Here is a 26,175-nt window from a genome sequence, read left to right as displayed (position 1 = left end):
TTTGAGAGAAAGGTGAATTTATTGATGCGGAATGTAATAGAAGAGAGAGAAAGGTGACTTTACTAATGGAGAAATTAACAAAAGATATTAAAACGGATGTGTGTATCGTTGGCGCTGGTCCTGCTGGAATGCTGTTAGGATTACTGCTGGCTAAGCAGGGAATGGATATCTTGGTTTTAGAGCAAAATGCGGATTTTTATAGAGAATATAGAGGAGAAATTACACAGCCCCGGTTTGTTCAATTAATGAAACAACTCAATTTATTAGATTATATTGAAACTCAATCGCATGTAAAAATTCCTGAAGTGGTCGTTTTTAACCAAAATACGGAAATTATGCGACTCGCTTTTAATACCTTAATTGAAGAAGAAAGTTATTGTGCCAGACTGACTCAACCTACTCTTCTTAATGCATTGCTCGAGAAATCAAAAAAATATCCAAATTTCAAATTATTGTTTAATACTAAAGTGAAGGATCTTCTAAGAGATGGAGAAAAAATTGTAGGTGTGTATGCACAAACAAAACCAGGAGAAGAAACTAACGAAACAGAGCTGTTTGAGGGAGATTTATATATCACGTCCAAATTAACTGTAGGTGTAGACGGAAGAAACTCAACAATGGAGAAACTTGGTAATTTTGAGTTGGATCTCGATTATTACGTCAACGATCTTTTATGGTTTTCTTTTAAAACGCCCGAGTCATGGGACTATAACATTTATCATTTTCACTTCCAAAAACATTATAATTACCTTTTCTTGCCTAAGTTAGATGGATATATTCAGTGTGGAATTTCTCTGACCAGAGGAGAGATTCAAAAAATTAAGGAGGAAGGCATTGAAGCTTTTAAGAAAAAAATAATTGAGGATATACCTATTCTTAAAACCTATCTGGACCCTATAACCGACTTCAAATCGTTTGTTTTACTTTTGTGTAAAATGAGGTATGTAAAGGATTGGGCCAAAGATGGCTGTTTGCTCATAGGTGATGCGGCGCATTGTGTAACTCCTTGGGGAGCAGTTGGAAGTACCTTGGCTATGGGAACGGCCGTAATTGCAGCAGATGTTATTTATAAAGGCTTTAAAAATAATGATTTGTCCATTGAAACCCTTAAACAAGTACAAAAAAGACGTGAAAAAGAAGTGAAAATGATACAAAACCTTCAAGTTACGTTAGAGAAGTTTTTAACAAGAGAACCTGTTAAGAAAGATTTAGCGCCACATATGTTCAGCATAGCCACCAAGATGCCCGATGTACAAAATATATATAAACAGCTATTTACGAGGGATAAACCTTTAGAAATTGATGATTCATTTATTTTTTCGGAGGAAGAGTTGAAATTAAATTTATAGAGGGGGAGCCTTTTAATGTTCATTACCAGGCATGATGGATATTTGTATCTCGTGAATCAATATGATCATTCCGTACAAGCAGGAGAAGTTGCAAGGCGTTGGGGGAATGAACAGTTTGATCGTCCAAATCAATTTGATTCCCTTTGTTTGGCAGTGGAGAAACACGATATTGGTTGGGTAGAATCGGATACAAAGGTGCTGTTCAATCATGAAACAGGGCAGCCTGTTCCCTTTCTTAACGTAAATCTTCTTCAACATGTCGAGTTTTACGGCAAGGGATATGAACAAGTCAAAACGGAAGATCCCTATGCGGGATTATTGGTAGGGATGCATTGGATTGGCTTATATACTAGTCGTTTTGGATATGACCCGATGTTCACGTTTAAAATTCCCGAGGAATTGGTTCCTTTTATCAATGAGAACATTATTAAGCAGCAAAAGGCTTGGATAGATCTGAAGATGGATCTGTGGAATAAAGCAGAGCCGAGAAGCAGATTCGAAGATCATTTATGGATGAATTATGAGATTCTTCAATTTATGGACCGACTCTCACAGTATGTATCTATGAATACATTGGATACGAAGAGCCAATTGATTATGGGTCCCGTACGTCAAACGGTGGATAGTGAAGGGTGTATGATTACGGTCCAAGGGCAAGGTGACGGAACGGTTGCTGTAGATCCATTTCCATTTGATTCCGTCGTGGAGACCACTGTGCGGTTGCGCAAAATTCCGGATATCCGTTATGGATCGCATGAAGAAGTCTATAAAGCTATGGAAGAAGCAAAAGTTGAGCTAGTAGATTGGAAGTTCGTTCCTTTAGAAACCTAAATAAGTGTGAAAACGGGAAAAATATTGCTTAAAAGGAGGAGTAACAATGGCGAAAATTCTTATTCATTTAACCCATGGACCTGAGGCGCCTACTCAAGCTGATCGTGCGTTTCTTATAGCTAAAACAGCATTAGAAGAAGGTCACAACGTCTCGATGTTCTTGGCCGGAAGCGCTGTTCAGCTCATGCGTAATGATATTTTGGATAGCGTAATTGGGGTTGGAGAAGGTGTAACGTCTTTGCGCGAGTCATACAATACTATCATTGCAGGGGGAGGGAAAATTTATTTATCCAAAATTTCCTGCGGTGCACGTGGGATGACTGATCAGGAATTAAGTGGAAAACAGGTAGAACTTGGAGAACCAAATGTTCTTGTGCGGCTAACCGTTGAACATGATCGGGTCATTACGTACGGATAGGAGGGGAGTTCATGGCAAGAATATGGGAAAACTATTTGGATGAACGCGATAAGAAAGTCTACCAAAAGGCTGGTTTGGGGACAAAATTAGGAATTGGTAAGAAGCCTGCTTTGGTTATTGTGGATGTACAATACGGTTTTACTGGGGATTCACCAGAAAACATCGAGGAATCTATACAAAAATATCCAACCAGCTGCGGAGAGACCAGCTGGCAAGCCATTGACCATATTAAATTGCTGTTACATGCAGCGAGAAATGCTGGACTCCCGATATTTTTTACGATTATCGAGGGAAGCAAATCTTCCCCTAACGAGCATGTCGGCATCAAAGGGGATATTTTTGATCACCCTGCGCTCTTAGAAGGGGAAAAGGGTTCGCAAGTAGTAGAAGAGTTGAAACCTCAACACGGAGAGATTCTCATTTCCAAGAAAAAACCAAGCATTTTTTTTGGGACGCCATTGGCCTCCTATCTTACAGCCCGTCATGTAGACAGTCTGATTATTACTGGTTGCACAACAAGCGGATGTGTTCGCGCCTCTGTAATTGATGCCTTCTCACATAATTATAAGGTGGTTGTTCCAGAGGAATGTGTGTTTGACCGTGGGATTGCTTCTCATGCGATTAATCTTTTTGATATGCAGCAGAAATATGCAGATGTCGTTCCGGTGGAAGAAGTTATAAAGGAGCTACAAAACAAATAATGACCGGCCAGTTTCTCAGTAATAAATAACGTTTACGGTTGTAAATAAAATTGTGAGAGCCTAACTCATATCTTAGAGTTAGGCTCTTTGTTCATTTATGAAGCTGAATTTATTATTGAATACGAAAGCTGGTCAATGAATCATACCCTAGCCGCTGTTTTAACCAATGATCCGCCGCTGCGTATTTTAGTTTTCTTTCAAATTCATTCAGTTGGGTTATGAAAAGGTAAGACAATGGATGCTTCTCTAGTTCTGTACGATTCGTAAAGCTCATCAATTGCGAGCTATGCTCGATGGTAAAGCGTACTTTAAGTTGTCCCATATGATCACCTCAATACATCCTATGCCACTGAGAAGAGAGGACAACCCTTATTTTTCTCATATCAAAAAAAGGACAAGCATATAAATAGATAAGAGGGGGGAAGCCATGGACGGAAAAACAGGGAAACTTAATTCTGACAACCTCCGTTATGTGGCTTTGTATTGTCGAGTCTCAACGGATGAACAAGCTCGCGAAGGTGTGTCTTTAGAAGAACAGCAGGAACGGTTAAAAGCCTATTGTCGCGCAATGGGTTGGACTGACCAATTCCAGATCTTTATTGACGATGGCTATTCTGCGAAAAATCTTGAGCGTCCTGCATTAACACGTTTACTACAAGCTGTTAAAAGCGGAAATGTAACTCGTATAATGGTGACCAAGCTTGACCGGATGAGTAGAAGATTGCTCGATTTATTAAATCTAATTGATTTGTTCCAAGACTTCGAGGTCTCATTCGTTTCCATAAGTGAATCATTTGATACGAACACTCCCTCGGGACGCCTTACATTACAGGTTCTTGGTGCAGTTGCGGAATTTGAAAGAGAACGAATTCGTGAACGGGTATTTGAAAATATGCTGCATGCTGCAAGTACCGGGAAATGGTTGACTCAAAGCCCTTATGGGTATGATTTAATAGATAAATCATTAGTAACTAATGAAAAGGAAGCTAAAATCGTCAAGAGGGTTTTTGAATTGTATCTCCATCAAGGAAATGGGTTTTATTCCATAGCAAAATTACTGAATGAGGAAGGGATACCCTCTCGACATGACAAAGAATGGTCAATACGATCCATTAAGCTCATGCTAACCAATCCGGCATATAAAGGATCCATGGTATGGAATAGAAAAGATTCAAGCAAATCAAAGCGCAAGGAAAAGGACGATTCGGAATGGGTCATCGTTGAAGATTGCTTGCCTGTCATCATTGATAAACCGACCTGGGAAGCTGTTCAAAAAAGGTTAGCGCAAACGAAAATGGCTCCTCGGGCACAAACGAGTCTACATCTACTAGGCGGTTTAATTCGATGCGGAAATTGCGGTTCTGGAATGAGTATTGGCTATTCAGGGTCACAGAATCACCGGTACCGAGTTTATCGTTGTTCGGCAAACAAAAATAAAGGTACCTGTACAAGTAAGCAATATCGTGCAGATGATGTTGAAAATTGGTTTAAAGAAGGATTATCACTTCTTAGTTGGGATAACTCTGGCATTCTAAGAATGACGGCTGCGGATCCATCGGCGAAATCAGAAAGAGAGCAGCTTGAACAGAAAGTAAAAACAGCTAAGGCAAGGTATAAACGTAAAGTGGAAGCTTATACAGCAGGCTTCATTGAACTAACAGATCTCAACGAAGAAAAAGAAAGATTAGAACAAATTATTTCTGAGATGAAAATGGCAGACCGCGGCGAACGGGATCCTATTGATATTGAGTTACTTCAAAATGAATTAAATGACAAAATTTATAACATGATCTCAGCAATAGAATTCATGCCAGTGGAGCAAGCAAAAGCGATTATTCAAACGTTTATTCGGTATGTTATCATCCATGGAATTGAAGATATTGAGATCCGACTACGCTCTTTATAGCAGAGTGGGGCTATCCCGCAAGGTTTCTAACCGAAAACGCAAATTAAAAAGCTCTCCATAGACGATCTTCATCGTTCATAGAGAGTTTATTTGCGTGAGCACCTTAGCGGTACGAAGCCCAGCCTTCGTTCATGATTTTCGTCTCGAGCTGCGGCCAGAAGTAGAGCATTTCGTCGCGCAGCATCGTCATAATATCGCGCTGCCAATCCTTCATATAAGGCGCGTGCTCTTCGATGAACAGCATGACATCCTTTTGCCTGACCGGCGGGAATTTCGTTTTCTCTGGAAGCTTTTCGCCCTCAGGTTTGCCGCGTTTGTCCAGATCCCACAGATCCTCATAACCGAAATGCCGTTCCGTTGGCTCTTTCATGGTGATGAGTTTGGCGTCGCGTTCCTCGCGCTGCCGATGATACGGCTTGACGAGAAGCGGGTCCACGTGCTCCTGAATGGCCAACACGGCGTCGATGAATTTCTCCACCTCATCGATGCCGTACTCCATCTCGTACTGCCGGATGCGTTCCGCCGTAGCGGACATGCTCTCGACCATATTGCGGTTTGTTTTGGAGAAGCGGACATTGTTCTTGAAAAAGTCGCAGTGAGCGAGCACGTGCGCCACAATGAGCTTGTTCTGGATCAGGGAGTTGCCTTCGAGCAGGAATGCGTAGCAAGGATCGGAATTGATGACGAGCTCATATATTTTGCTGAGCCCGAAATCGTATTGCATTTTCATTTTGTGAAAGGTTTTTCCGAAACTCCAATGACTAAAACGGGTAGGCATCCCATAAGCTCCAAAAGTGTAGATAATATCGGCGGGGCAGATTTCGTAGCGCATCGGATAAAAATCTAAGCCAAAGCCTTCGGCGACCTCTGTAATTTCCGCAATGGAATATTCAAGCTGCTTCATGTAATCCGTATTCATCTTGCCACCTTCCCTTCCATCCCTTTCGGGAAAAAGGTTTTGAGCGCTTTATAAACCTCGCCCTTCTCGCGAATCACATAATGAACAAATTTCGGGTCGTGCAGGTTACGGTAAGCCGACATCAGGGTGCTGCTGCGGTTGTATTGGTTTACTTCGCCGTAGCCGAACAGATTGCAGCGTTTGACCAGCTCATTGATCAGCTTCACGCACCGCTCATTGTCGGAGGTCAGATTGTCGCCGTCGGAAAAATGGAACGGATAAATGTTGAAGCGCGATGAAGGGTACGAACGGTCGATCAAATCCACCGCAAGCTGATACGCTGAGGAACATATCGTTCCGCCGCTCTCGCCCTTAGTGAAAAACTCTTCCTCCGTCACGACTTTCGCTTCCGTGTGGTGAGCGATAAACACGATTTCCACGTGCTCGTATTTCGTACGCAGAAAGCGTGTCATCCAGAAAAAGAAGCTGCGGGCGATATATTTTTCAAAGGAGCCCATGGATTTGGGGTTGCCACAATGAGACAGAAGAGAAAATAGATACTAAAAGTTCTAGGATGTCAATTGTTTATTCTGACAAAATAATACCACTACATGTTATTTTAAGTGACAATGATGATATGGATTTTTTATTGTAACATACATGTAAGGAATCATTACGTTATTATTACATGGGTATTTTGGGGGGGCTAATGGTAAACCGAAATTAGGTTAAAACGACAATGGTGATGAACGTTGTGGGTTGAGTTGAGGATGTAAGGACTATATTTTAGGGAGGTTTTGTACTTATGAAAAAAGCTTATAAAGTATTTTCAACTGTCGTATTGGCGCTAATTCTCATTTTGGTCTCTGCTTGCGGAAATACGTCAAGCGAAGTAAAAGAGACTGCCGTAAACACTGATAAATCAGCTGCAGCCGGTACGTTGCAGGGGGATGTCGCTGCCGAATTTACCTTAGTGGCGGGAGCTCCCGGTTGGCCTCAAAGTATGGGTTTTATTGCAAATAAGCAAGGATACTATAAGGATGCGGGTTTAAGCGGATTGGATTTTAAAGCTCTTCCGTCTGGAACGGCCGCAGGTGAGGCGATCGGTTCGGGCAGTGCGCAAATTGGGTACACCAATACGGCCACGGCTGTTGCTTTACTTGCGAACGGAGCGCCGGTTAAAATTCTTTCCGGTACAAGCACCGGCGGGAATGGAATTGTAGTTATGGATAAGGCTATCGATTCAGTCGAAAAATTAAAAGGCAAAAAAGTAGGCGTGCCGCAGGGGCGGACGCTTCATGAACTGCAATTTCGTCTGCATGTATTAAAACAAGCTGGGCTTACCTACAGTGATATTACACCTGTGCCGCTTAACCCGCAAGACACTTATTTACCATTAGAGCGCGGGGAGATCGATGCCGCAGTAATGTATGATCCGTATATAAGTATCGCTTTGGATAAGGGGGCAACGATGCTTGTACCGCCGGAGAAAATGTGGGAAGGTCCTGCTTATTTCTCGGTGCTGATCGCAAGAAATGAATTGATCGAAAAAAATCCTGCACTGGTTCAGGCTGTGACGGATGTCCATGCCAAGACGATTCAATTTATTAAAGACGAACCCCAGAAGGCATCTGAAATTTTGGCAGAATTCTCTCGTCAGGACGTGAAGGTAACGCACGATTCATTAGAGACAAACATAGTGCTGGCTGAAGCGGAATCGAAGCAGCTGCAAATTTTAGTTGATGCTATGAAAGAACAGGGAATCATCAAAGAAGCGCCGGATATGAGTGCCGGAGTAGACCCAAGCTTTATTCAAAGAAGCGTTGGTAAATAGCAGTAAGGAAGTAAGAATGGGGATACACAATTTGTTGTATCCTCATTTTAACAACATGCTTGGACAATCATCCTATCCATTACTTTTAATGAAGGAGAAATATTATGGATATTAAAATTCAGGCAAGCCATGTAAATAAAATTTATCGGACAGATAAAAAAGAGGGTACGTTAGCTTTGGATGACGTAAGTTTTGAGATTAAAGAAGGCGAATTCGTATGCATGCTAGGGCCTAGCGGATGCGGCAAGACGACCATGTTAAATATGATCGGCGGATTTGAGAATCCTTCAAGCGGAGCCGTCAAGGTGGCGGGTCAAGTGGTTTCTGATCCAGGGCCTGATCGGGGCTATGTTTTTCAGGAGCATGCTTTGTTTCCGTGGTTAAAGGTTGGAGATAATGTTGGTTTCGGTCTGCTTCGGGATAAAAGCCTAAGCAAGCAAAAAAGGCAAGAAATTGTGGATTATTATTTGAATATGGTGAATCTCTCGGAATTCTCGGATAAATACCCCCATCAGCTTTCAGGAGGGATGAAACAGCGAGTAGCCATAAGTCGCGCTTTGGCACCTAACCCGGAAGTGCTGCTAATGGATGAACCTTTTGCTGCTCTAGATGCCCAAACCAGATATATGATGCAGCTTGAGTTAATCAAGATTCATCAACGTTCCCAGAAAACCATCGTGTTTGTTACCCATGGGGTGGATGAGGCCTTAGTATTAGCCGACCGGATTTTAGTGTTCTCGCGCCGACCGGGAAGAATCATTCTAGATGAAACGATCGATATAGAAAAGCCGAGAGATGTCAATGAACCTAAACTATTGGACATTAAAGCCAGGTTATTCAAGCTGTTGGAACAAGAAGGAAATTATCATATGTCCGTTGGATAAAATATACATTTCTGAGGGGTGCTAAGTATGTCAGATTTATCTGTAACTACCAAGAGTACGAATCCTGAATCGACAGATACCCAAATGAAAATGAAGAAATGGATCGGAAATATATTAATGCAAATATGGTTTCCTGCTGTTTTAATTTCCATTTGGCAATTGGTTGCATCTTTGCAAATTTATCCTGCATTTATGCTGCCCGGTCCTATTGCAGTAGTGCAGCGAGGCTGGGAGGTTCTAACTAGCGGATTTTTATTTGATCAAATAGCCATTAGTCTTAAAAGACAATTTACAGGATTTATCATGGGGATTTCCGGAGCGTTATTATTAGGTTTTATGCTTGGTATTTCCCTTAAAATGCGTACATGGATGATGTCCACTCTTAAATTATTATATCCGATCCCGGGAATCGCATGGGTTCCTCTTGCTATTCTTTGGTTCGGAATTGGCGATGGCTCCATCATCTTTATTATTTTTATGGCGTCAATATGGCCCCTTTTGTTTAATACGATTTCTGGTATTGATGCCATTAACCCTACGCTTATTCGGGCTTCAAAAGCATTGGGAGCTACGAAATTCACATTATTTTTCCGGGTATACCTACCGGGAGCCTTGCCATATGTTATTACGGGTTTGCGTTTGTCCTATGGAGCCAGCTGGAGGAATATCGTAGGGGCGGAAATCGTTGCTGCAGCCAGTGGATTGGGGTATATGATAAATAATGCGAGATCCTTGTTAGCTGGAGATGAAATTATCGTCGGCATGATTACGATTGGAATTCTCGGATTCGTGATTGAAAAGTATGTTTTTGATTTTCTCCAAAAAGTCACCATCAAGAGATGGGGTCTGTCTAATCCTGATGCATGAGTTAACGCAACGAACCAATGGGAACAACAGACGTCGAACCGACGAAAGTCGGTTTTTTTAAGTATAACAAGGTATAATTTTGATCCGGAAATCCTGAGGTTGCGATGCAGATATTTCAAATTGTCATAAACCAACGTACGTCTCATTTTTATCCGATCGGACAAATAAAAAATATTTTTTTTCGGCTTTATCCACAACGATTGTTCTTTGTTTGTTAAATATAATAATAAAAAGGCTTTGTTATGGTGAGGTGAACGATCTGGAAATTACTCGTTTGGAGTCCACCCTGGAAGAAATTAATAAAATAGGTGCTTCTGAGAATAAGGGAATCACCAGACTTGCGTATACGAAGGAACATTGGAAGGCCAATGAATATTTTATTCGCAAATGTAAGGAAGAAGGAATGTCCGTCAGGATGGATCCCTGTGGCAATATCATCGCCAGGAGGGAGGGCCGGGAGCCTCATCTTCCTGTGGTTGCTTGCGGTTCTCACTTGGATACGGTTCAGGAGGGCGGCAAATATGATGGAACGCTTGGGGTGGTTGCAGGGCTGGAAATTATACGCAGTCTCAATAAGAAAGGGATTACCACCCGAAATCCTATCGAAATTATCTCATTTGCCTGTGAAGAATCAGCGCGGTTCGGCGTTTCCACGATTGGCAGTAAAGCCATGGCGGGTAAGATCAGCCATGAATCTCTTGAAAAGCTGAAAGACAAGGATGGCATTTCATTCCGGGAAGCGTTAGCCGGTGTCGGCTTGGATTTAGAAGGGATCGGAGCTGCTCATAGAAGCAGGAATGAGTTCAAGGTCTTCTTCGAGCTTCATATTGAGCAAGGTCCGTTATTAGAGAATAGCTCTGTACAAGTAGGGCTTGCAACAGGGATCGCCGCACCGACCCGACTAGAGGTTACGATTCGGGGTAAGGCTTCTCATTCGGGCACGACGCCTATGAATATGCGGAAGGATGCGTTGATTGGGGCGGCTGAAATCATTACGGGGCTTGAGAAAGCGGCTTTGGCGGAGCAAGGTCACGGCACGGTGGCTACAGCCGGTGTGTGCCATGTCCATCCAGGAGCGATGAATGTTGTTCCGGATTTCGTTAGTTTAAAGCTGGAGATTCGCGGTACGGTAATACAGTCCAGGCAAGCCGTTCTGGACCGTCTGTTCAAGTTAATTTATGAATTAGAGGAGCAGCGGGGCTTAGAAATTGCAACGAATATCTTAAGCGACGAAGACCCCGTTATCCTGGATAAACACGTTTTAAGCTATGTATCTTCGCGTTGTGACAACCTTGGGATCACTTATCAGAACATGATGAGCGGAGCCGGACATGATGCTATGAATATGGCTCAACTTTGTCCGGTTGGACTTATTTTTATTCCATCCAAAGACGGTTTAAGCCATCATAAAGACGAGTATAGCTCGATCGAGCAGATTGCTATAGGTGTCTCCTTGCTGGAGCATGTTATGGTTCAGTATGCTGACACGGATATTGAAATAATAGGTGCGAATGCAGATACCAAAAACGTGATATAAAAGGTCGTTATGCAAGATATGTAACAAACCATCTAAAGAAAGGTATGATACATATGAATAAAGTAGAAAAGGTTAAAGTTTTATCTGAGCTATTTGATTTAATTAATATGTATTATGTTGCTCGGGATCTGCCTAGTGAGGAAAACGATTTCTTCATGGAAGTAGAGAAATGCTGCATTCTTTTAGATTTGGATTACACGGAACTTAAGAATGTATTTGGATTAAATTGTGCCTTATAACGGCGAAGTGAACTGCGATTTGTACATGAAAGGGATCGTTTAGTGAAAAAATAGCTTAGTCATCGTGGTGATACACTTTGACTAAGCTATTTTGTTATATTATATAACATTTATAATTTGTTTAAATCGACAAATTAAAATATTATGTAACAATAGTTGACACAATGTGGACATGGAGGTAAGATATTAAAAAATCCAATTAAACACAAGGGCGAATATCTTTTCCAGCAGGATGTATGAAAGAATGGAATGAACAAAAATGATGGGGGGATTTGGTTAAACCGACAATAACAGGGCTCATCGCTTGATCTGAGAAGACGTTCAAATCAAAAAAATATGATCATGGGGTGAACATATGGGGATTGCCGTTCGGAATGCGATGAAGGTGGGTGGATTAACCCGCTGCAGGGTCGTAGCTGGCGAAAAGGGTTTGGATCGGGAGATCGATTATATTGCCGTCATGGAAGTACCTGATGTGATCCGCTGGATGAAAGGAAACGATTTGCTGCTTACAAGCCTGTTTCCCATCAAAAATGATGAACAAGCGATACGCTGTTTGGTTCAAGAGCTTTCGGACATCGGGAGTGCGGCGCTGGCGATTAAAACTCATCGTTTTATTAAAGAAATACCGGAAATTATCATTTCCGAAGGGAATCGGTTGAATATGCCGATCATTGAGATTGATAGCCAGGTTTCCTATTTGGACATCATGACGCCGCTGATGAGTTATATTTTAAATAAGTCAGAGACGGAGCATGAGGATCTGGAGTTGTTCTTTCAATGGGTCACGGAGCTAGCAATGGGGGGCAAAGGAATCCCTGCTATTGTGCAAGCGGTAGAGGAGATGACTGGAAATCTGGTTACGGTAGAATCGGAATTTCCCTTTGTGGAAGGGGTTCTTTATGACAATGGGATTCTCCCGTTAAACCGAAATCAAAAAAATGAGCTCAAAGCGTCAAAGCGTTCTATCCGTATGAACCGGACTTTAAACCATAAGGAAATCCAAAGCATTGTGACGCCTTTATTGCTTAATGAAGAATTATATGGATATGTAACTTGCTGGCAAACGACCCAACCGTTTCGTGAGAAGGACTTTGTTATATTGGAACGGGTCATCCCCTTACTGGCATTGGAATTTTTGAAAGAAAAAACAAAAGTCGATGTAGAGCAGACCTACAAGGATGATGTTTTAACCGATATTTTATTGGGTGTTGCCAAGGATGGGGAAGAAGTCATGGCCAAGGCCAGAAAATTCGGTTGGGATCTAACGAAAAATTATCAGGTGCTGGTGATTGACTTTGATAAGGCAGCTATGGCGGAGAGTCATCATAACGATGCGGTTCTGCTTCAAAAATATAAAATGAGACTGCTGCGAAAGATGGATCACATTTTAAGCTTATATAGCAAAGGCACCATTATTGGGTTAAGGAAGGATGCCCTTATCGTACTGTATCCTGTCGATGAGAATGAAGGCCATAGCAAAGGACGCATCGTCGCCTTTACGGATATGGTGCTGAAGCGATTAAGATGGGAATTTCCGGACATTTACTTTACGATCGGAATTGGCCGATATGCTCACGGAATTAAAGGGATCCATTCCAGTTATCGGGAAGCAGTGAATGCGGTTCAATTAGGTAAGCAAATATGGGGAACGAACAAATCGGTTCATTTTGATGATTTAGGCATTTACCGGATTCTCGGCCAATTCCATGACCGGGAAGAATTACAGGCTCTGTACTCCGAATCGGTTGGAAAGCTGGTCGAATATGACGACAGTAATCAATCCCGTCTGATGGAGACGCTTTGTACTTACTTTAAAAATCATTGTGCGTTATCGGATACGGCCGATAAATTGTTTATCCACGTAAATACGCTAAAATACCGGCTGCAAAAAATCGAGCAGCTGACTGGCTGCGGAATTCATGATGCGGAAGAGCGTTTGAAGCTGCATATCGGACTGAAGATACAGGATATTTTAAACAATCAAATATGAAATGCTTCTTCCATACCCTATTTGGAGAAAACATGACATCAACAAGAAAAAAATGGGTAGGATTCCAAACTTTATTGTCCATTGATCTAAACAGGATATCCATATGATGAAGTCAATTGTTGAAACGGACAACGAAATCACTCGGATATTTGTTAAATGAACAATGAAAAAGGTTTGAGATTCAAATAAGATATATGTAAGTTAACATCACACAAGTGAAGTAACATAACATGAAAGACGGCTTGGCGGAACAATAAAGGAGAGGGAGTGATTGTCTTAAAAACGCACATTAAGAATGGAAAAGTCATCAATCCGGATACCCATTTTATGCGGCAAGTTGATGTTCTGATTGAGAATGGAAAAGTCATCAGTATCGGTAACCAAGACGCAGTGGATGCGGATTTTGTCATTGATGCAACCGACTTGTTGGTCGTTCCCGGTTTAGTAGATATTCATGTCCATTTTAGAGACCCTGGCCTGGAGTATAAAGAAACCATTCAAACCGGATCGTTATCGGCTGCCGCCGGAGGGTTTACTTCCGTAGTATGCATGCCAAATACAAAGCCTGCTATCGATAATGTAGAAACCTTGGAGTATGTTTTGCAAACCGGTTTAAAGGACGGGGTCGTTAAAGTGCATTCGTCTGCTGCGATAACGTATGGTATCGAGGGACAAGAATTGACCGATATGGAAAGCTTATATCAAGCGGGAGCCGTAACCTTTACCGATGACGGAAGAACGGTGATGGACCCAAAGCTTGTTTATAAAGCTTTTTGCAAGGCTGCCGAATTGGATGTCCCCATCAGCTCGCATTGTGAGGATCATCATTTGGTTACCCAAGGCTCCATTCATCGAGGAAAGGTCAGCGCCCAGATTAACGATCCCGGTATTCCGTCTTTGGGTGAAGAGCTGATCATCGCTCGCGATCTTCTGTTCGCCGAGGAAACGGGAGCAAAGCTGCATATCCAGCACGTTTCGACAGCGAGAGGAGTACAGCTTATACGGGAAGCCAAATCTAGAGGAGTGCGTGTAACTGCAGAAGGAGCGCCGCATCATTTTACCATAACTGACGAACAAGTGCTGTTATGCGCAGCGATGGCTAAGGTTAACCCTCCGCTTCGACCTCTGAAGGACGTAGAGGCCGTTATTCAGGGGCTTGTCGACGGCACCTTAGACGTTATAGCTACGGATCACGCGCCGCATTCGCTCGAGGAGAAATCGCGACCGCTGAAAGAAGTGCCGTTTGGGATGGTCGGATTGGAAACGGCTGTCGGACTCACTTTCACCTATTTAGTCCATAACGGTAAATTACCTTTAATGGAGGCCGTGGCGAAATTGACTTCGAGTCCTGCGAAAATTATGGGTTTGCCTGCGGGGAAACTGGAAGAAGGACTCGACGCCGACATCACGATCTTGGACCCGGATAAAGAATGGATTGTCGATCCGAAAGTTTTTTGTTCCAAATCGAAGAATACTCCTTTTACCGGGATGAAGCTCAGAGGAAAAGCGGTTATGACGATGGTGAACGGTAAAGTAGTATATGACGAGCTATCGCTCTGAATAGGATCTAGCCAATGCTGCTAGATAAAACTAACATTGGGGAGGTTTACGAGATGAGAAAAACGAGTAAATTTTTGATGATGATGGTCATGATCTTCACCGTTATTTTGGCGGGCTGTGGTCAAAGCGGAAATTCGGCAACAACGCCAAATACGGACGGAGCTCAACAGGGTGCGGCGGATTCAACGGCTAAGCCAGCAGGAACGGTGGGCGACAGCTTGCCTCCGGCAGAAAAGAAAGAAATCACCCTAAGGCTGAACTGGAAGTTTAAAGGTGATTATGCGCCATTCTTCGTAACGCAAGAAAAAGGCATTTTTGAGAAATACGGACTTGACGTCGATGTATTGGAAGGAAGCGGCTCGGTACAAACCCTGCAGGTGATCGCTCAAAACAAGGACGATATCGGAGTCACATCAACCGTCGAGCCTTTGCAAGGCATAGATAAATCGATGCCGGTAAAAATGATTGCTTCATACGCATCGCGTTCGCCAATAGCGGTGCTTTCGTATCCCGATAACCCGGTGAATTCGCCCAAAGATTTAGAAGGCAAAAAGCTTGCCGCTTCAACGGATTCGACATTTACGCACATCTACGAGAAGTTTATGAATGCCAATGGCGTAGATACCAGTAAGGTTGAGCTGATTAAATTGGAAACCGGAGCCCGCAATACGACTTTCCTTAATAAGGATGTTGATGCTGTAGCTGTCTTTTCGAACAATGAGTACCCGTTATTTGAACAAAGATTAGGAACGAAGCTAGTGCCGATGTATATTGCTGATTTTGGATTCAACATTGCGAGTTTAACGCTCATTGCCAATAATAAATTCTTGGAAGAGAACCCGAATACGACCAAACGGTTCTTGGCTGCCTTGAACGAAGGGTTCAAATATACATTTGAGCATCCGGAAGAAGCTGCGGCCATCACGAAAAAGCTGTTCCCCGATACGGCAAATGAAGAACTGGTCATCGAACAAATCAAGCGTACGGCCGAGCTGGCGGCAATTAAGGATAAGCCATACGGCTGGATCGATCCGGAAAGTATTGAGCAAACGGCAACCCGTTTGTTGGAAAGTGATTTGATTAAGAATAAGCTGCCCGGAAATGACTATTTCACTAATGAATTCATGCCGCAATAGCACTCAACCAGATAGGCTTTAGAGGAGGAACCCGTTTGAGGAATTACGTATCCCGCACGACATCCATAACATTAACATTGCTGGGGTTGTTTGCGGTATGGGAAGTCGCCTGTCGTATTTTACAAGTTCCAGAGTATTTAATGCCGACCCCGATGAATATCGTTGAGAGATTCATCCAGGATTGGTCCGTCATCGTAAGTCACAGCGGAATCACTCTCAGCGAAGTGTTGCTCGGATTCACGATGTCTGTGTTCATCGGTATTCCGATCGCAATTCTGATTGTGTATTCAAAGTATTTTTCTAATTCCGTTTTCCCGATTTTGATTGGTATTCACTGTGTGCCTATGATTTCATTCGCACCTTTGCTCATTATTTGGTTCGGATTCGGGATGCTCACCAAAGTATTGATCGCATTCATGATTTCATTCTTCCCGATTGTCATCAACACGGTGGTCGGTTTGCAGTCGATGGAAAAGGATATGTTCCATTTGGCCAAATCGCTTCGGGCTAACAAGATGCAAACCTTCATTTACTTCAGGCTTCCCAAGGCCCTCCCGAGCATATTTGGAGGACTCAAGGTCGGCATCACGCTGGCTGTGGTTGGGGCCGTAGTCGCAGAATTTGTTTCTTCCCAGAAGGGTCTGGGTTATCTGCAGCTGACTGCTCATTCTCAACTGGATGTGACCATGGAGTTTTGCGTTATATTCACCCTGGCGTTCATCGGGATCGGGTTGTTTTCCATCATCGGCTGGATTGAACGGTTGTCCATGCCTTGGTACCGTGCAACGCGTAAGGAGGAAGCGTAATGAGGGGAAAGAAAATAGTAATCAAAGATGTGGAAAAAACGTTTCAAACACGAAGCGGACCGGTATTGGCGTTAAACCGGGTAAATTTGTCCATTGAGCCATCTTCGTTCGTATCTGTTGTTGGGCCGAGCGGATGCGGTAAAAGTACATTGATGAACCTGATTGCCGGTCTTGATCAACCTACGGTAGGTACCGTCGAGGTGAACGGCAAGGTAACCCATGAGCCGCAGGACGAAAATGCGATCGTGTTTCAAAAGGATTTACTGTTAGAGTGGCGGACGATTCTTGGGAACATATTGCTGCCCTCTGAAATTCAGAATTCAACCTGGTTTGACCGCAAAGATAAACAGCCTAATCGAAAAATCGCGGAAGAACTACTGAAAATGGTCGGCCTGGAAGGCTTCGGCGACAAATATCCGTCCGAATTATCAGGCGGGATGAAACAGCGCGTAGCGATTTGCCGGGGGCTCATTCAAAATCCGTCTTTGCTGATGATGGATGAACCCTTTGGCGCTCTGGATGCTCTTACGCGGGAACAAATGATGCTGGATTTGCTTAAAATTTACGACAAGTACAAGTTTACCGTATTGTTTATTACACACAGCATCGAGGAAGCCGTCTTCTTATCCGATCGTGTATTGGTGATGTCCTCCCGTCCTGGAAAAGTGGTCCGCGATATTTCCATCGATCTGCCCAGACCCCGGTCGATGGATACCCGGTCCAATACCAGGTTTATGGAGTACGTTCATGAAATTCGCGGTGAATTCAAATCTCAAGGCATTTTGAAGGAAATGTAATGCAAACTAAAAATAGTGAGGGATTATCCATGAACCATTCTAATGATTCAGCAAACGAGCAGATACTATTGATGAAAACCAGACTTGTTAATTGTCTTAAAATCTTAAATCATGAAGGTGTTTTTGAATTAACTTACGGACATATGAGCTGCCGTATTCCAGGTACAGATAAATTCCTTATTCTAGGGCATCTTCATGAGAAAGGGAAAAACCTGTTTGATATCACGGTCGATGATATTGTTACTATGGATATAGATGGAGAAACCCTGCCAGGAGAAGTAGAGGCGCCAGGAGAACGTTTTATCCATACTGAGGTATATAGACGCCGTCCTGAAGTAGAAGCTATTGTTCATTGCCATCCGATGGTAGCCACCAGCTTTACTATTTCCGGAGTACCGATTATTCCGGTGAATCATTTGGGAACCATTTTTGCTCCGGAGGTTCCGCTTCATGATTACAGCGGACAAGTGGATACACCGGAGAAAGCAGCCGCAATGGCTGTTACAATGGGTAATTCGGTAGCTGTAATGCTGCGCTCCCATGGCGCGACGATCGTGGGCAGCACCATCGAGCGGGCGGCATTAAACACATTGGCTTTGGAAACGACAGCGAAGATGCAATTGATGGCGCATCAAGTTGGGACCCCTAGACCTATCCCGGTGAATTACACGGAAGGGCAGTTTAGCGAAGGAACGAAAGACAAGGAATACTACGATACCGCCTGGGATTTTTATGCCCGCAAATATCAGGATATTTTAATTTAGATTATTAACGAACAATCGATAACCCCGACGTTTACGTTCTCTGATTGACAGACCGGAACGAAGGGGTTTTTCTCTCAACGGAGCTGCTTATCCGTTCAGACAAAAAGACGTTATTTCTTTTAGCCTTTTGCACAACGACTGCTCTGTTTTGGTTCAGTATAATGATAAAAAAATGGATCTCCGGTATGTTAAAGCCGGAATCCAGTCAAACAAAAGCGGACAGGAGCAATTGTGATGAAAGTGGCAAAACTACAAGTGGTATCCAATCAGCAGGTCAGCCACCGGTATTGGCATATGATTGTGGATGCATCGGGGCTTCAGGAGGACGTAGAACCGGGTCAGTTTTTCAATATTCGCTGTGCTGATGAATCCTATCCTTTGCTGCGCCGCCCGTTTAGCATATATAAAATCAATCCGCGTCAACAAACGATAGAATTTTTATATTTGGTTAAAGGAATCGGCACACAGCGATTGAGCCAATTCAAGTCGGGCGATACCGTAGATGTGTTCGGCCCACTGGGCGTTGGGTTCACCTTGAAGGAAAACGGCGGCAAAATCTTGATGCTTGCGCGGGGTGTGGGAGTTGCCACGCTTGCAGCGCTAGCTCAAAAAGCATCGGAGCGCCAAATGGGCAGTATTGCTGTTATCAGCGCAAGGACAAAGGATGATTTGCTTGCGGCCGAATCGCTTCAGAGCTGCGGAACGGAAGTTTATACAGTAACGGAAGAGGACGGAAATAGCGACGTTCCGCATGTTCGCCAGCTTCTGGAACAAATATTCCGTGAGCATGATATCCAGGCGGCCTACACTTGCGGCTCCCAACGGCTTTCTATGTTGATGCAGGAAATGACCAAGGAAAGAGGAATTTTCGCTGAAGTGGCCTTGGAGGAAAATATGGGGTGCGCCATGGGCGTATGCTATGCTTGCGTTTGCGATATCCATGAATCCGACGGTTCGATCCATACGGTAAGGATATGCAGGGAAGGGCCCGTTTTTTCTTTGGGTAAGGTGGTGTTGACATGAATCAGTCTGCGAAAGATGAAATCAATTTGGAAGTCAGCATTGGAAGTCTCAAGCTGCCCAACCCGATCATGCCGGCATCCGGTGCTTTTGGAGAAGATATGGATCAGGTGATCGATTTTGATCAATTGGCTGCCGTAGTTCCCAAAAGTATTACCAAATATCCGCGTAAAGGAAATAGGACTCCACGGGTATGTGAAGTGACAGCGGGTATGATCAATTCCATTGGCATTCAAAGCAAAGGCATTGACTATTACTTAAAAAAAACAATTCCCTACTATAAGAAGTACCATGTTCCATTGATATCCAGTATATCGGCGGACTCTATCGATGAATTTGCCGAAATGGCTGAGATCATCGGGTCATTGGAAGAAGTTGCGGCTCTTGAGCTGAATATTTCCTGTCCGAACCTGAAAGGAAATGGTTTGGCTTTTGGTTTAGACCCGGAAACTACACGTAATTTGCTGCGTAAGGTGAGAGAAGTGACGGACAAACCGCTGATCGCCAAGCTATCGCCTAACGTGACAAGCATCCAAGAGATCGCCGTGGCGGCTGAAGAGGGCGGGGCCGACGGCTTAAATATAGCGAATACCGTCTTAGCTATGGCCATCGACATCCATACTCGCAAACCTAAAATCGGTAATGTGATGGGAGGCTTGTCAGGTCCTGCCGTTAAGCCGATCATTATTCGGATGATTTATCAGGTCCGCCAAGCATCGAGCTTGCCCATCATAGGCTGCGGTGGTGTAATGAACGGGGAAGATGCGATAGAAATGATCCTCGCAGGAGCTACTGCTGTTCAGATTGGAACCGCCAGTTTTGTGAATCCAACAGCGTTGACGGATACGCTAGAGGACATCAAAGCTTATATGCGTACATATCACATTAGTGATATCCGAGAATTAATTGGAAAAGTCATGGCAAGTGAGCCTATAGTTGCTGAATAAGCGGAGGTTTAAATTGAAGTAAGGGAGCTGGAACATGAACGGTATGCATGATGTGGGCGGAACGGACAGCTTTGGCCCCATAGAAAGGGAAGAGAACGAACCGGTCTTTCATGAACCGTGGGAAGCAAGAATGAGGGCGATTACCACGCTTGTCATCAAAAAATGCCGGATCTACAATCTTGATGAAGGCCGGCATGCCAGCGAGCGAATGCATCCCGTATTTTATCTGGGTTCTTCTTATTATCAGACGTGGTTGTTAAGATTGGAAGCTCTATTAATGGAGAAGGGCGTCCTAACGGAAGAGGAGATTGCGGATAAAATAACGCAAATCTCTCCTGTTCAATTTACTTCTCACTTACAGCCCTACCGTAAAGTGCAGCCCATGCTGCCTTCGGTTCAGAGAAGAAAAGTGATTCAGGTCACTAGGAGCGTAAGGCAGAAAAATGAACCGATTCAGCCTATATTTTCACCGGGTTCCGTGGTGAGGGTAAAGGAAATGTCTCCCTTGGGCCATACCCGCGTTCCCCGTTATATTCGAGGTAAAGTGGGAGTGGTTGAAGCTATTCATGGCAATTATTTTTTGCCGGACGTCAGAGTTCATGAGGGAATCGACGTGTATCAGCCGGTCTACCAGGTTCGCTTCAACGCACAAGACATATGGGGAGAAGATGCTTCTCCTAACGATAAATTGCTGATCGAAATGTGGGAGGATTATTTGGAATGGGGAGGAACGCGAGATGAAAAACAATGAAGATCATCACCATCACCATCATGATCATAACCATCCTCATAAGCTGCCGGAATCGTTTGAAGAAATGCGGACCATGGCCATCGAATCTCTTCTTATTGAAAAAGGATTGATTTCAACGGAAGAAGTGGATGAGCTGATTCGCTATTTCGTTTCGGATATCGGTCCGATGAACGGATCCAAGGTGGTCGCGAGGGCCTGGGTTGATCCGGAATTTAAACAAAAGATCCTGGAAAATGGGAATCTTGCGTTTACCGAGCTTGGCTTGAAAAATATGCAAAGCGATTTGGTTGTTTTGGAGAACACGCCCGGCATTCATCATGTGGTGGTATGTACACTTTGTTCTTGTTATCCATGGGCTTTGCTGGGCTTGCCTCCTACATGGTATAAGAGCACAGCTTATCGCTCTAGAGTGGTGATCGATCCTCGAAGCGTGCTCCAGGAATTTGGCGTGGAATTGGAGGATTCGGTAGAAATCCGTGTCGTGGACAGCAATGCGGAGGTCCGTTATCTTATACTTCCTGAGCGGCCTCCGGGAACGGAGCATATGACGGAGGAAGAATTGACAGCTATAATCACACGGGATGCGATGATCGGCGTAGCCAAAGTAAGGGCTGCTAACTAACGAGGAGGAGCATACCTATGGATGAAGATTCTAAAGTTTTAATGAACTATATACAAGAATCTGCGAATTTGCCCCGGGAGAACGGGGAGCTCATTTTTAAAACCCCTTGGGAAGGCCGAATTTTTGCCATGGCGGTGCTTTTATTAGAGAAAGGGTTTTATCCGTGGAAGGTGTTTAACGGACAATTTGTCCGGGAGATTGGGGAGGCCGAGCGTCAAAACCCGGAAACGGATGTGGTCACTGCTTATTACCAGCATTGGGTCCATGCCTTTGAGAAGGTTTTGGTGGACAAAGAGGTATTCACGGAAGAGCAGTTAAAAGCAAGGACTCATGAATTTACATCCGGTCAAAGACATCACGTTTGCTGATGAATATATTAGATAACCTATTAGGAGGTTTTTGCTCATGCGGATTTGGGAACCATTTTTAACAGAGTGGGATAAAGAAGTTTTTGGTAGCTCAGGTTATAACGCCAAGGGGGAATTCGGTAAACGGCCTGCAGTATTGGTTGTAGATGTAAACTATGCGTTCTGCGGACATAAAGAAGAGCCAATACTGGAATCGATCCGTTCATGGCGTCATAGCTGCGGCGAGGAGGCGTGGGCAGCCATCCCGTATATACAAAAAATGCTTGCAGCCGCCCGTGAACAGCATATTCCGGTATTTTACTCGACAGGTAAAGATCTCCGGCCGGACGGTTTCGACGGAGGAGGCTGGAATCGTAAAAATACGCGTGCCGGCGATGATTTCGGCGTGCCTGGGTTCCGGGGGAATGATATTGTGAAGGAAATTGCCCCATTACCTAGTGAATTTGTGATTGAAAAGCTGAAGCCGTCTCCCTTCGTCGGCACCCCGCTGACAGGGTATCTCATCGATCTTGGCGTAGATACTCTCATTATCTGCGGAACGACTACGAGCGGTTGCGTGCGCGCAAGTGTTATCGATGCGTTCTCTTTGAACTTTAAGGTAGGAGTAGCCGAGGAGTGCACCTTTGATCGGGGGCAGGCGTCGCATGCCATCAATCTTTTTGATATGAACGCCAAATATGCAGATGTGGTAAGTACAGCTGATATCGTGACGTATTTCAGTCAAATCGAGAAAGGCTTGTACGATAACAAAATCGATTTTTCTATAAAGACAACGGGATGATCATCTTGTCGGATCACGACGTGAGTTAAAGAAATTATTGAAAAATAGTATAAAAACCTTCCGATGATTCATTGGAAGGTTTTTTGGCATGCTTTCAAGCGTGAGGTATGAAAGGAATTTATTTTTCACTTACATCATATAGACAAAATTCCCCCTTAATTTTATACTTAAACCACTATTTCTAAGTCCAAAGAACTAGAAGTATATGTTGTATTTATCGTACATATAACGGTTAGCTAGAGAAGTATCATGAGGGGATGGAGTAGATGAGTTTTTTCAAAAGTTTACTTAAAGGCGCGGCAACGCTGGCAGGAGAAGCAGTGTCGGGGGCTCAGCGTTCGGCCTACGAGCAGAATCGCAGCCGAACGATTCAAGGGAAAACAGTGGATCAATGGGACTACGAATGGCGAAGTATCGGTACGTTAGCCCAGATTGAGCTGACGCCGTACAACACTAGCGTCGGTTTATATCGGGCCCGGCTGCACGGAAAGGTCGTATACATCGGCCGGGCGGTCGAGTGGAATAACGGGGGCTTTCGCAAACGGCTATCGGATTATCGCAGAGACAGCGATAGCGCAAGAACACATGGATCCGGACAAAAAATGCATGCTCACCGTGATCAGTTATCCATCGAGCTATTAATCACCGGCTCAGACGAGAGGGCTGCGGAAATCGCCAAGGCGCTAGAGCCGCTGATGGTAGGCAAATACCGTCCGGAATGGAATAAACAATTCATGTAGAAAGGAAAGCCAAACGATGCAATCCAAAGCACGCTCATTATATGATAACCAAAAATATGAGGCCGCCATCGAGCTCTATGACGTTCTGATTCAAAGAGAAGCGGATGATTACGAGCATTATGTGATGAAAGGCCGCTCGCTGGAAGCCCTTCGGAAATACGAGGAAGCTTTCTTTTGTTACGATAAAGCACTTTCGCTCAATCCCTGTTTTGCAACGTATTACGATAAGGCAACTCTTCTATCATGGTATTTGAAACGATATGAAGAAGCCATTGAGCTGTACGACAAATGCTTGGAGTCAGACCCGTCCGACCGTGATGTGCTGATGAACAAAGCAGGCGCATACAGGGATTGGGGCAAAATCGATCAAGCGATCGAAACCTTTGAAAGAGCGCTCTATTTTGAAGAGGATGCGGAAGAGGCTATGCAGCAGGTGTATTCCATCAAAGAGGCGTATGTGATGGGGGGCAATACGAGTCTGGAGGAACGTCGCTGGTCGGATGCTATTGAATGTTTTCAGAAATGCCAAAGCATCACGCTTAACGACGGTCGGTACCGGGTAGCCCCTGACAACTACTACCAATATTACAATGAAGACGAGTACGATCCCTATGGGGAATTTAGAGCCAAATTTTCACTGCTGAATGAAAAGGCCCAAGTAGGCTTAGGTCATGCTTACTATGAACAAGGCAACCTGAAGGAAGCCGGAAGGCAGTATCCTTATATGGACAGCCGGGCGATGGACGGGACTGCTCTGCTCCGCAGCGCGGAATGCTATTTGGCCGAGAAGGAGATGTATCCCGCTTATTTGTGCTTGAAGGAAGCGGCAAAGTACGGGGTTCCTGTGGAAGAGAAGCTGAACATGCTGCAGCGCGAATATCCGGAGCACTTGGTCTCTGTGAAACGGAATTCGGAGAAAACGCTCAAGGCGGTCGTGGCTGAAGCGGAGAAATGGGCTCGGAAATGCGGTGTGACCGATAAAGAAACGATTCAGGCCAACATTCAGCTATTGGGGATGTCGATCGGCAACCACTATGTCAAAAAATCATTTGAGGAGCTATATTCATACCGCGTCGTAGATAACGACGATGTCATCGGCGTACTCAGCTTATTTGGTTATGCGGCTGTCATGCTGTCCGATCAAGGCGTACCCCCGTTGTATTATCAACGTTGGGTGAAGAAGCAGATCGCAGCGGCTCAACCGCATCTGCATAGCATCAACGGAGTGTCGTTGGCCCAAGCCGAAGCGGAAGAGGCAGAGGCCATGGTCAAAAGCGGGGATTATTTGACGGAAGCTTCTGCCGCCGCTCTCTTGCAAAGACTGCAGAAACGCAAGTTCACTACGCAAGCGGCAGACAAGCATATCGAAAAGGTAAAAGCTGCGCTGCGGAAATTTGAAGAAAAGTCGAGGACCGTGGAAGGGATTCTTTACAGCAGCATGGAAGAGGCCGCCGCGGCTTCGGCTGAATTGAGTATCATTAAACCGATGATGGAGCAGGCCGATCTCTCGAGCGAGGATCAAGTGAAGCATGTGTTGAAGCAAATGGAAGAGCACCGCTTTCAGACCCCGGCGGTGTCCTCATATGTGAAGCAAATGGAGAACGTATTAGCGAAATTTGAAGAGAAGCGTTCGTTCCGGGGCGTTATCTTTTCCAGCGAAGAACAAGCCAGACTAGCGGCGGAGGAATGGGAGGCCGCTCAAGAGCTATATGAGCAGTTTGATCTGTCCACGAAGGAAGGCGCCGAAGCTTCATTGAAGTTGCTGGAAGAGCAGCCTTTCCAAACGGGACTCCCGCAAGAGCACATAGATCAGGTCAAAGCGGCGCTGAACAAATTTGATCTGGAAGCGAGAACAATCGATGGGATCATCTATGACACCTTGGATGAGGCCGAAGCTGCAGAGCTGGAAATCCAAAAGATCGAATCGCTTATTCAGCGGAGCAATTACTCTACCGCCGAGAAAGCCGAGCAATTGCTTGCGAAGCTGGAGAGCTTCAATCCCCAAACGACCAGGAAGTATGTCAAAGAGATCCGAAAGGTTATTGAGCAGGAAGCGCGAACCTATGAAGGTAAGGTATATGGATCGAGAAGGGAAGCAGAGAACGCGAAGATCTCGAAGCTGCTGAAGAAGGCCCACAGCCATCAAGAGCGCAGAAATACAGGATTTTTCATGAAGACCTTCTTATATTTGCTGGGGATCGGGGTTAGTATAGCTCTCATCTCTTTTTTAAACATCATAGGCATTATTCTGGTGGCTTTAGGCTATATGGGGCACTTCGTGAATTTGAAAGAAGAGAAAAAAGCATGGAAAGAGCTTACCGATAAAGGGAAAAAGGCTCTGCCTCCTCTACGGTAGAAACTGTTGTGCGTTCAGTGTGTCTTAAAGTTAATCCATAAGGAAGGAATTTACAAGAGATAAGGCGAAT

The 26,175-nt window shown here is 44.3% G+C and carries 25 protein-coding genes and 2 pseudogenes; 24 read left to right on the top strand and 3 right to left on the bottom strand.

Annotated elements, in window-relative coordinates; translation table 11 throughout:
• Window positions 1-65 precede the first annotated feature (65 nt).
• From JOE45_RS09940 to JOE45_RS09925, 4 genes are read left to right on the top strand one after another with little or no spacing between them, the layout of a single operon-like run.
• Window positions 66-1,349, top strand: coding sequence for an FAD-dependent monooxygenase (locus JOE45_RS09940; protein WP_210020349.1), 1,284 nt, complete (start codon window positions 66-68; stop codon window positions 1,347-1,349).
• A gap of 15 nt (window positions 1,350-1,364) precedes the next feature.
• Window positions 1,365-2,180, top strand: a complete 816-nt coding sequence (locus JOE45_RS09935; RefSeq protein ID WP_210020350.1) for a DUF3891 family protein — start codon at window positions 1,365-1,367, stop codon at window positions 2,178-2,180.
• Between the two features lie 46 nt (window positions 2,181-2,226).
• Window positions 2,227-2,598, top strand: coding sequence for a DsrE family protein (locus JOE45_RS09930; RefSeq protein ID WP_210020351.1), 372 nt, complete (start codon window positions 2,227-2,229; stop codon window positions 2,596-2,598).
• Between the two features lie 11 nt (window positions 2,599-2,609).
• Window positions 2,610-3,299 carry an isochorismatase family protein gene (locus JOE45_RS09925; RefSeq protein ID WP_210020352.1) on the top strand — a complete coding sequence of 230 codons (690 nt, stop codon included), beginning with the start codon at window positions 2,610-2,612 and terminating at the stop codon, window positions 3,297-3,299.
• Window positions 3,300-3,411: 112 nt separating this feature from the next.
• On the opposite strand, the gene JOE45_RS09920 is transcribed toward JOE45_RS09925, so the two are convergent.
• A complete protein-coding gene (locus tag JOE45_RS09920) occupies window positions 3,412-3,621 on the bottom strand; it encodes a hypothetical protein (protein ID WP_210020353.1) in 210 nt (69 codons plus the stop codon).
• Between the two features lie 105 nt (window positions 3,622-3,726).
• On the opposite strand from JOE45_RS09920, the gene JOE45_RS09915 reads away from it, so the two are divergent.
• Entirely contained in the window at window positions 3,727-5,205 is a 1,479-nt protein-coding gene (locus JOE45_RS09915; RefSeq protein WP_210020354.1) for a recombinase family protein, read from the top strand.
• Between the two features lie 109 nt (window positions 5,206-5,314).
• Here JOE45_RS09915 and JOE45_RS09910 read toward each other — a convergent pair.
• Window positions 5,315-6,124, bottom strand: a pseudogene (locus JOE45_RS09910) (SpoVR family protein); the annotation flags it as partial.
• Window positions 6,121-6,624: pseudogene (locus JOE45_RS09905) on the bottom strand (DUF444 family protein); the annotation flags it as partial. The pseudogenes JOE45_RS09905 and JOE45_RS09910, both read right to left, overlap by 4 nt.
• Window positions 6,625-6,908: 284 nt before the next feature.
• Between JOE45_RS09905 and JOE45_RS09900 the strand changes: the two are divergent.
• From JOE45_RS09900 to JOE45_RS09810, 19 genes are all read left to right on the top strand, one after another.
• Window positions 6,909-7,937: an ABC transporter substrate-binding protein gene (locus JOE45_RS09900; RefSeq protein WP_210020356.1), complete on the top strand. Its 1,029-nt coding sequence runs from the start codon at window positions 6,909-6,911 to the stop codon at window positions 7,935-7,937.
• A 104-nt stretch (window positions 7,938-8,041) separates the two neighbouring features.
• On the top strand, window positions 8,042-8,821 hold the full coding sequence (locus JOE45_RS09895) for an ABC transporter ATP-binding protein (RefSeq protein WP_210020357.1): 780 nt from the start codon (window positions 8,042-8,044) through the stop codon (window positions 8,819-8,821).
• A 27-nt stretch (window positions 8,822-8,848) separates the two neighbouring features.
• Window positions 8,849-9,688 carry an ABC transporter permease gene (locus JOE45_RS09890; protein WP_210020358.1) on the top strand — a complete coding sequence of 280 codons (840 nt, stop codon included), beginning with the start codon at window positions 8,849-8,851 and terminating at the stop codon, window positions 9,686-9,688.
• 250 nt (window positions 9,689-9,938) lie between these two features.
• Window positions 9,939-11,225, top strand: coding sequence for a Zn-dependent hydrolase (locus tag JOE45_RS09885; RefSeq protein WP_348632517.1), 1,287 nt, complete (start codon window positions 9,939-9,941; stop codon window positions 11,223-11,225).
• Window positions 11,226-11,278: 53 nt separating this feature from the next.
• The gene (locus JOE45_RS09880) at window positions 11,279-11,464 is read left to right on the top strand and encodes a hypothetical protein (protein WP_210020359.1); all 186 of its coding nucleotides are present in this window, start codon (window positions 11,279-11,281) and stop codon (window positions 11,462-11,464) included.
• Window positions 11,465-11,819: 355 nt separating this feature from the next.
• The gene (locus JOE45_RS09875) at window positions 11,820-13,457 is read left to right on the top strand and encodes a PucR family transcriptional regulator (protein WP_210020360.1); all 1,638 of its coding nucleotides are present in this window, start codon (window positions 11,820-11,822) and stop codon (window positions 13,455-13,457) included.
• A 267-nt stretch (window positions 13,458-13,724) separates the two neighbouring features.
• Complete coding sequence (locus tag JOE45_RS09870; RefSeq protein ID WP_348632516.1) at window positions 13,725-15,017, top strand: dihydroorotase; 1,293 nt, start codon at window positions 13,725-13,727, stop codon at window positions 15,015-15,017.
• A 53-nt stretch (window positions 15,018-15,070) separates the two neighbouring features.
• Window positions 15,071-16,153, top strand: coding sequence for an ABC transporter substrate-binding protein (locus JOE45_RS09865; RefSeq protein ID WP_210020361.1), 1,083 nt, complete (start codon window positions 15,071-15,073; stop codon window positions 16,151-16,153).
• A 35-nt stretch (window positions 16,154-16,188) separates the two neighbouring features.
• Window positions 16,189-16,959 carry an ABC transporter permease gene (locus JOE45_RS09860; RefSeq protein WP_245246838.1) on the top strand — a complete coding sequence of 257 codons (771 nt, stop codon included), beginning with the start codon at window positions 16,189-16,191 and terminating at the stop codon, window positions 16,957-16,959.
• The gene (locus tag JOE45_RS09855) at window positions 16,959-17,756 is read left to right on the top strand and encodes an ABC transporter ATP-binding protein (protein ID WP_210020362.1); all 798 of its coding nucleotides are present in this window, start codon (window positions 16,959-16,961) and stop codon (window positions 17,754-17,756) included. Before JOE45_RS09860 ends, JOE45_RS09855 begins: the two co-directional genes overlap by 1 nt.
• Window positions 17,757-17,827: 71 nt before the next feature.
• Window positions 17,828-18,520: a class II aldolase/adducin family protein gene (locus JOE45_RS09850; protein WP_210020363.1), complete on the top strand. Its 693-nt coding sequence runs from the start codon at window positions 17,828-17,830 to the stop codon at window positions 18,518-18,520.
• 234 nt (window positions 18,521-18,754) lie between these two features.
• Window positions 18,755-19,543: a dihydroorotate dehydrogenase electron transfer subunit gene (locus JOE45_RS09845; protein WP_245246836.1), complete on the top strand. Its 789-nt coding sequence runs from the start codon at window positions 18,755-18,757 to the stop codon at window positions 19,541-19,543.
• Window positions 19,540-20,487, top strand: a complete 948-nt coding sequence (locus JOE45_RS09840; RefSeq protein ID WP_210020364.1) for a dihydroorotate dehydrogenase — start codon at window positions 19,540-19,542, stop codon at window positions 20,485-20,487. The genes JOE45_RS09845 and JOE45_RS09840 overlap by 4 nt, the downstream gene beginning before the upstream one ends.
• 34 nt (window positions 20,488-20,521) lie before the next feature.
• Complete coding sequence (nthB, locus tag JOE45_RS09835; protein WP_210020365.1) at window positions 20,522-21,238, top strand: nitrile hydratase subunit beta; 717 nt, start codon at window positions 20,522-20,524, stop codon at window positions 21,236-21,238.
• Window positions 21,225-21,860 (top strand): nitrile hydratase subunit alpha, encoded by a 636-nt coding sequence (nthA, locus tag JOE45_RS09830; protein WP_210020366.1) that lies wholly within the window; start codon window positions 21,225-21,227, stop codon window positions 21,858-21,860. Before nthB ends, nthA begins: the two co-directional genes overlap by 14 nt.
• Before the next feature lie 17 nt (window positions 21,861-21,877).
• A complete protein-coding gene (locus JOE45_RS09825; RefSeq protein WP_210020367.1) occupies window positions 21,878-22,228 on the top strand; it encodes a nitrile hydratase accessory protein in 351 nt (116 codons plus the stop codon).
• A 37-nt stretch (window positions 22,229-22,265) separates the two neighbouring features.
• Window positions 22,266-23,009, top strand: a complete 744-nt coding sequence (locus JOE45_RS09820) for an isochorismatase family protein (protein WP_210020368.1) — start codon at window positions 22,266-22,268, stop codon at window positions 23,007-23,009.
• Between the two features lie 266 nt (window positions 23,010-23,275).
• A complete protein-coding gene (locus JOE45_RS09815) occupies window positions 23,276-23,749 on the top strand; it encodes a GIY-YIG nuclease family protein (RefSeq protein WP_210020369.1) in 474 nt (157 codons plus the stop codon).
• 16 nt (window positions 23,750-23,765) lie between these two features.
• Window positions 23,766-26,105: a tetratricopeptide repeat protein gene (locus JOE45_RS09810; protein ID WP_210020370.1), complete on the top strand. Its 2,340-nt coding sequence runs from the start codon at window positions 23,766-23,768 to the stop codon at window positions 26,103-26,105.
• Window positions 26,106-26,175 lie beyond the last annotated feature (70 nt).

Source organism: Paenibacillus sp. PvR098 (assembly GCF_017833255.1).
In the GTDB taxonomy this organism is placed as follows: Bacteria; Bacillota; Bacilli; order Paenibacillales; family NBRC-103111; genus Paenibacillus_G.
This window is presented reverse-complemented; position numbering and strand designations above follow the sequence as displayed.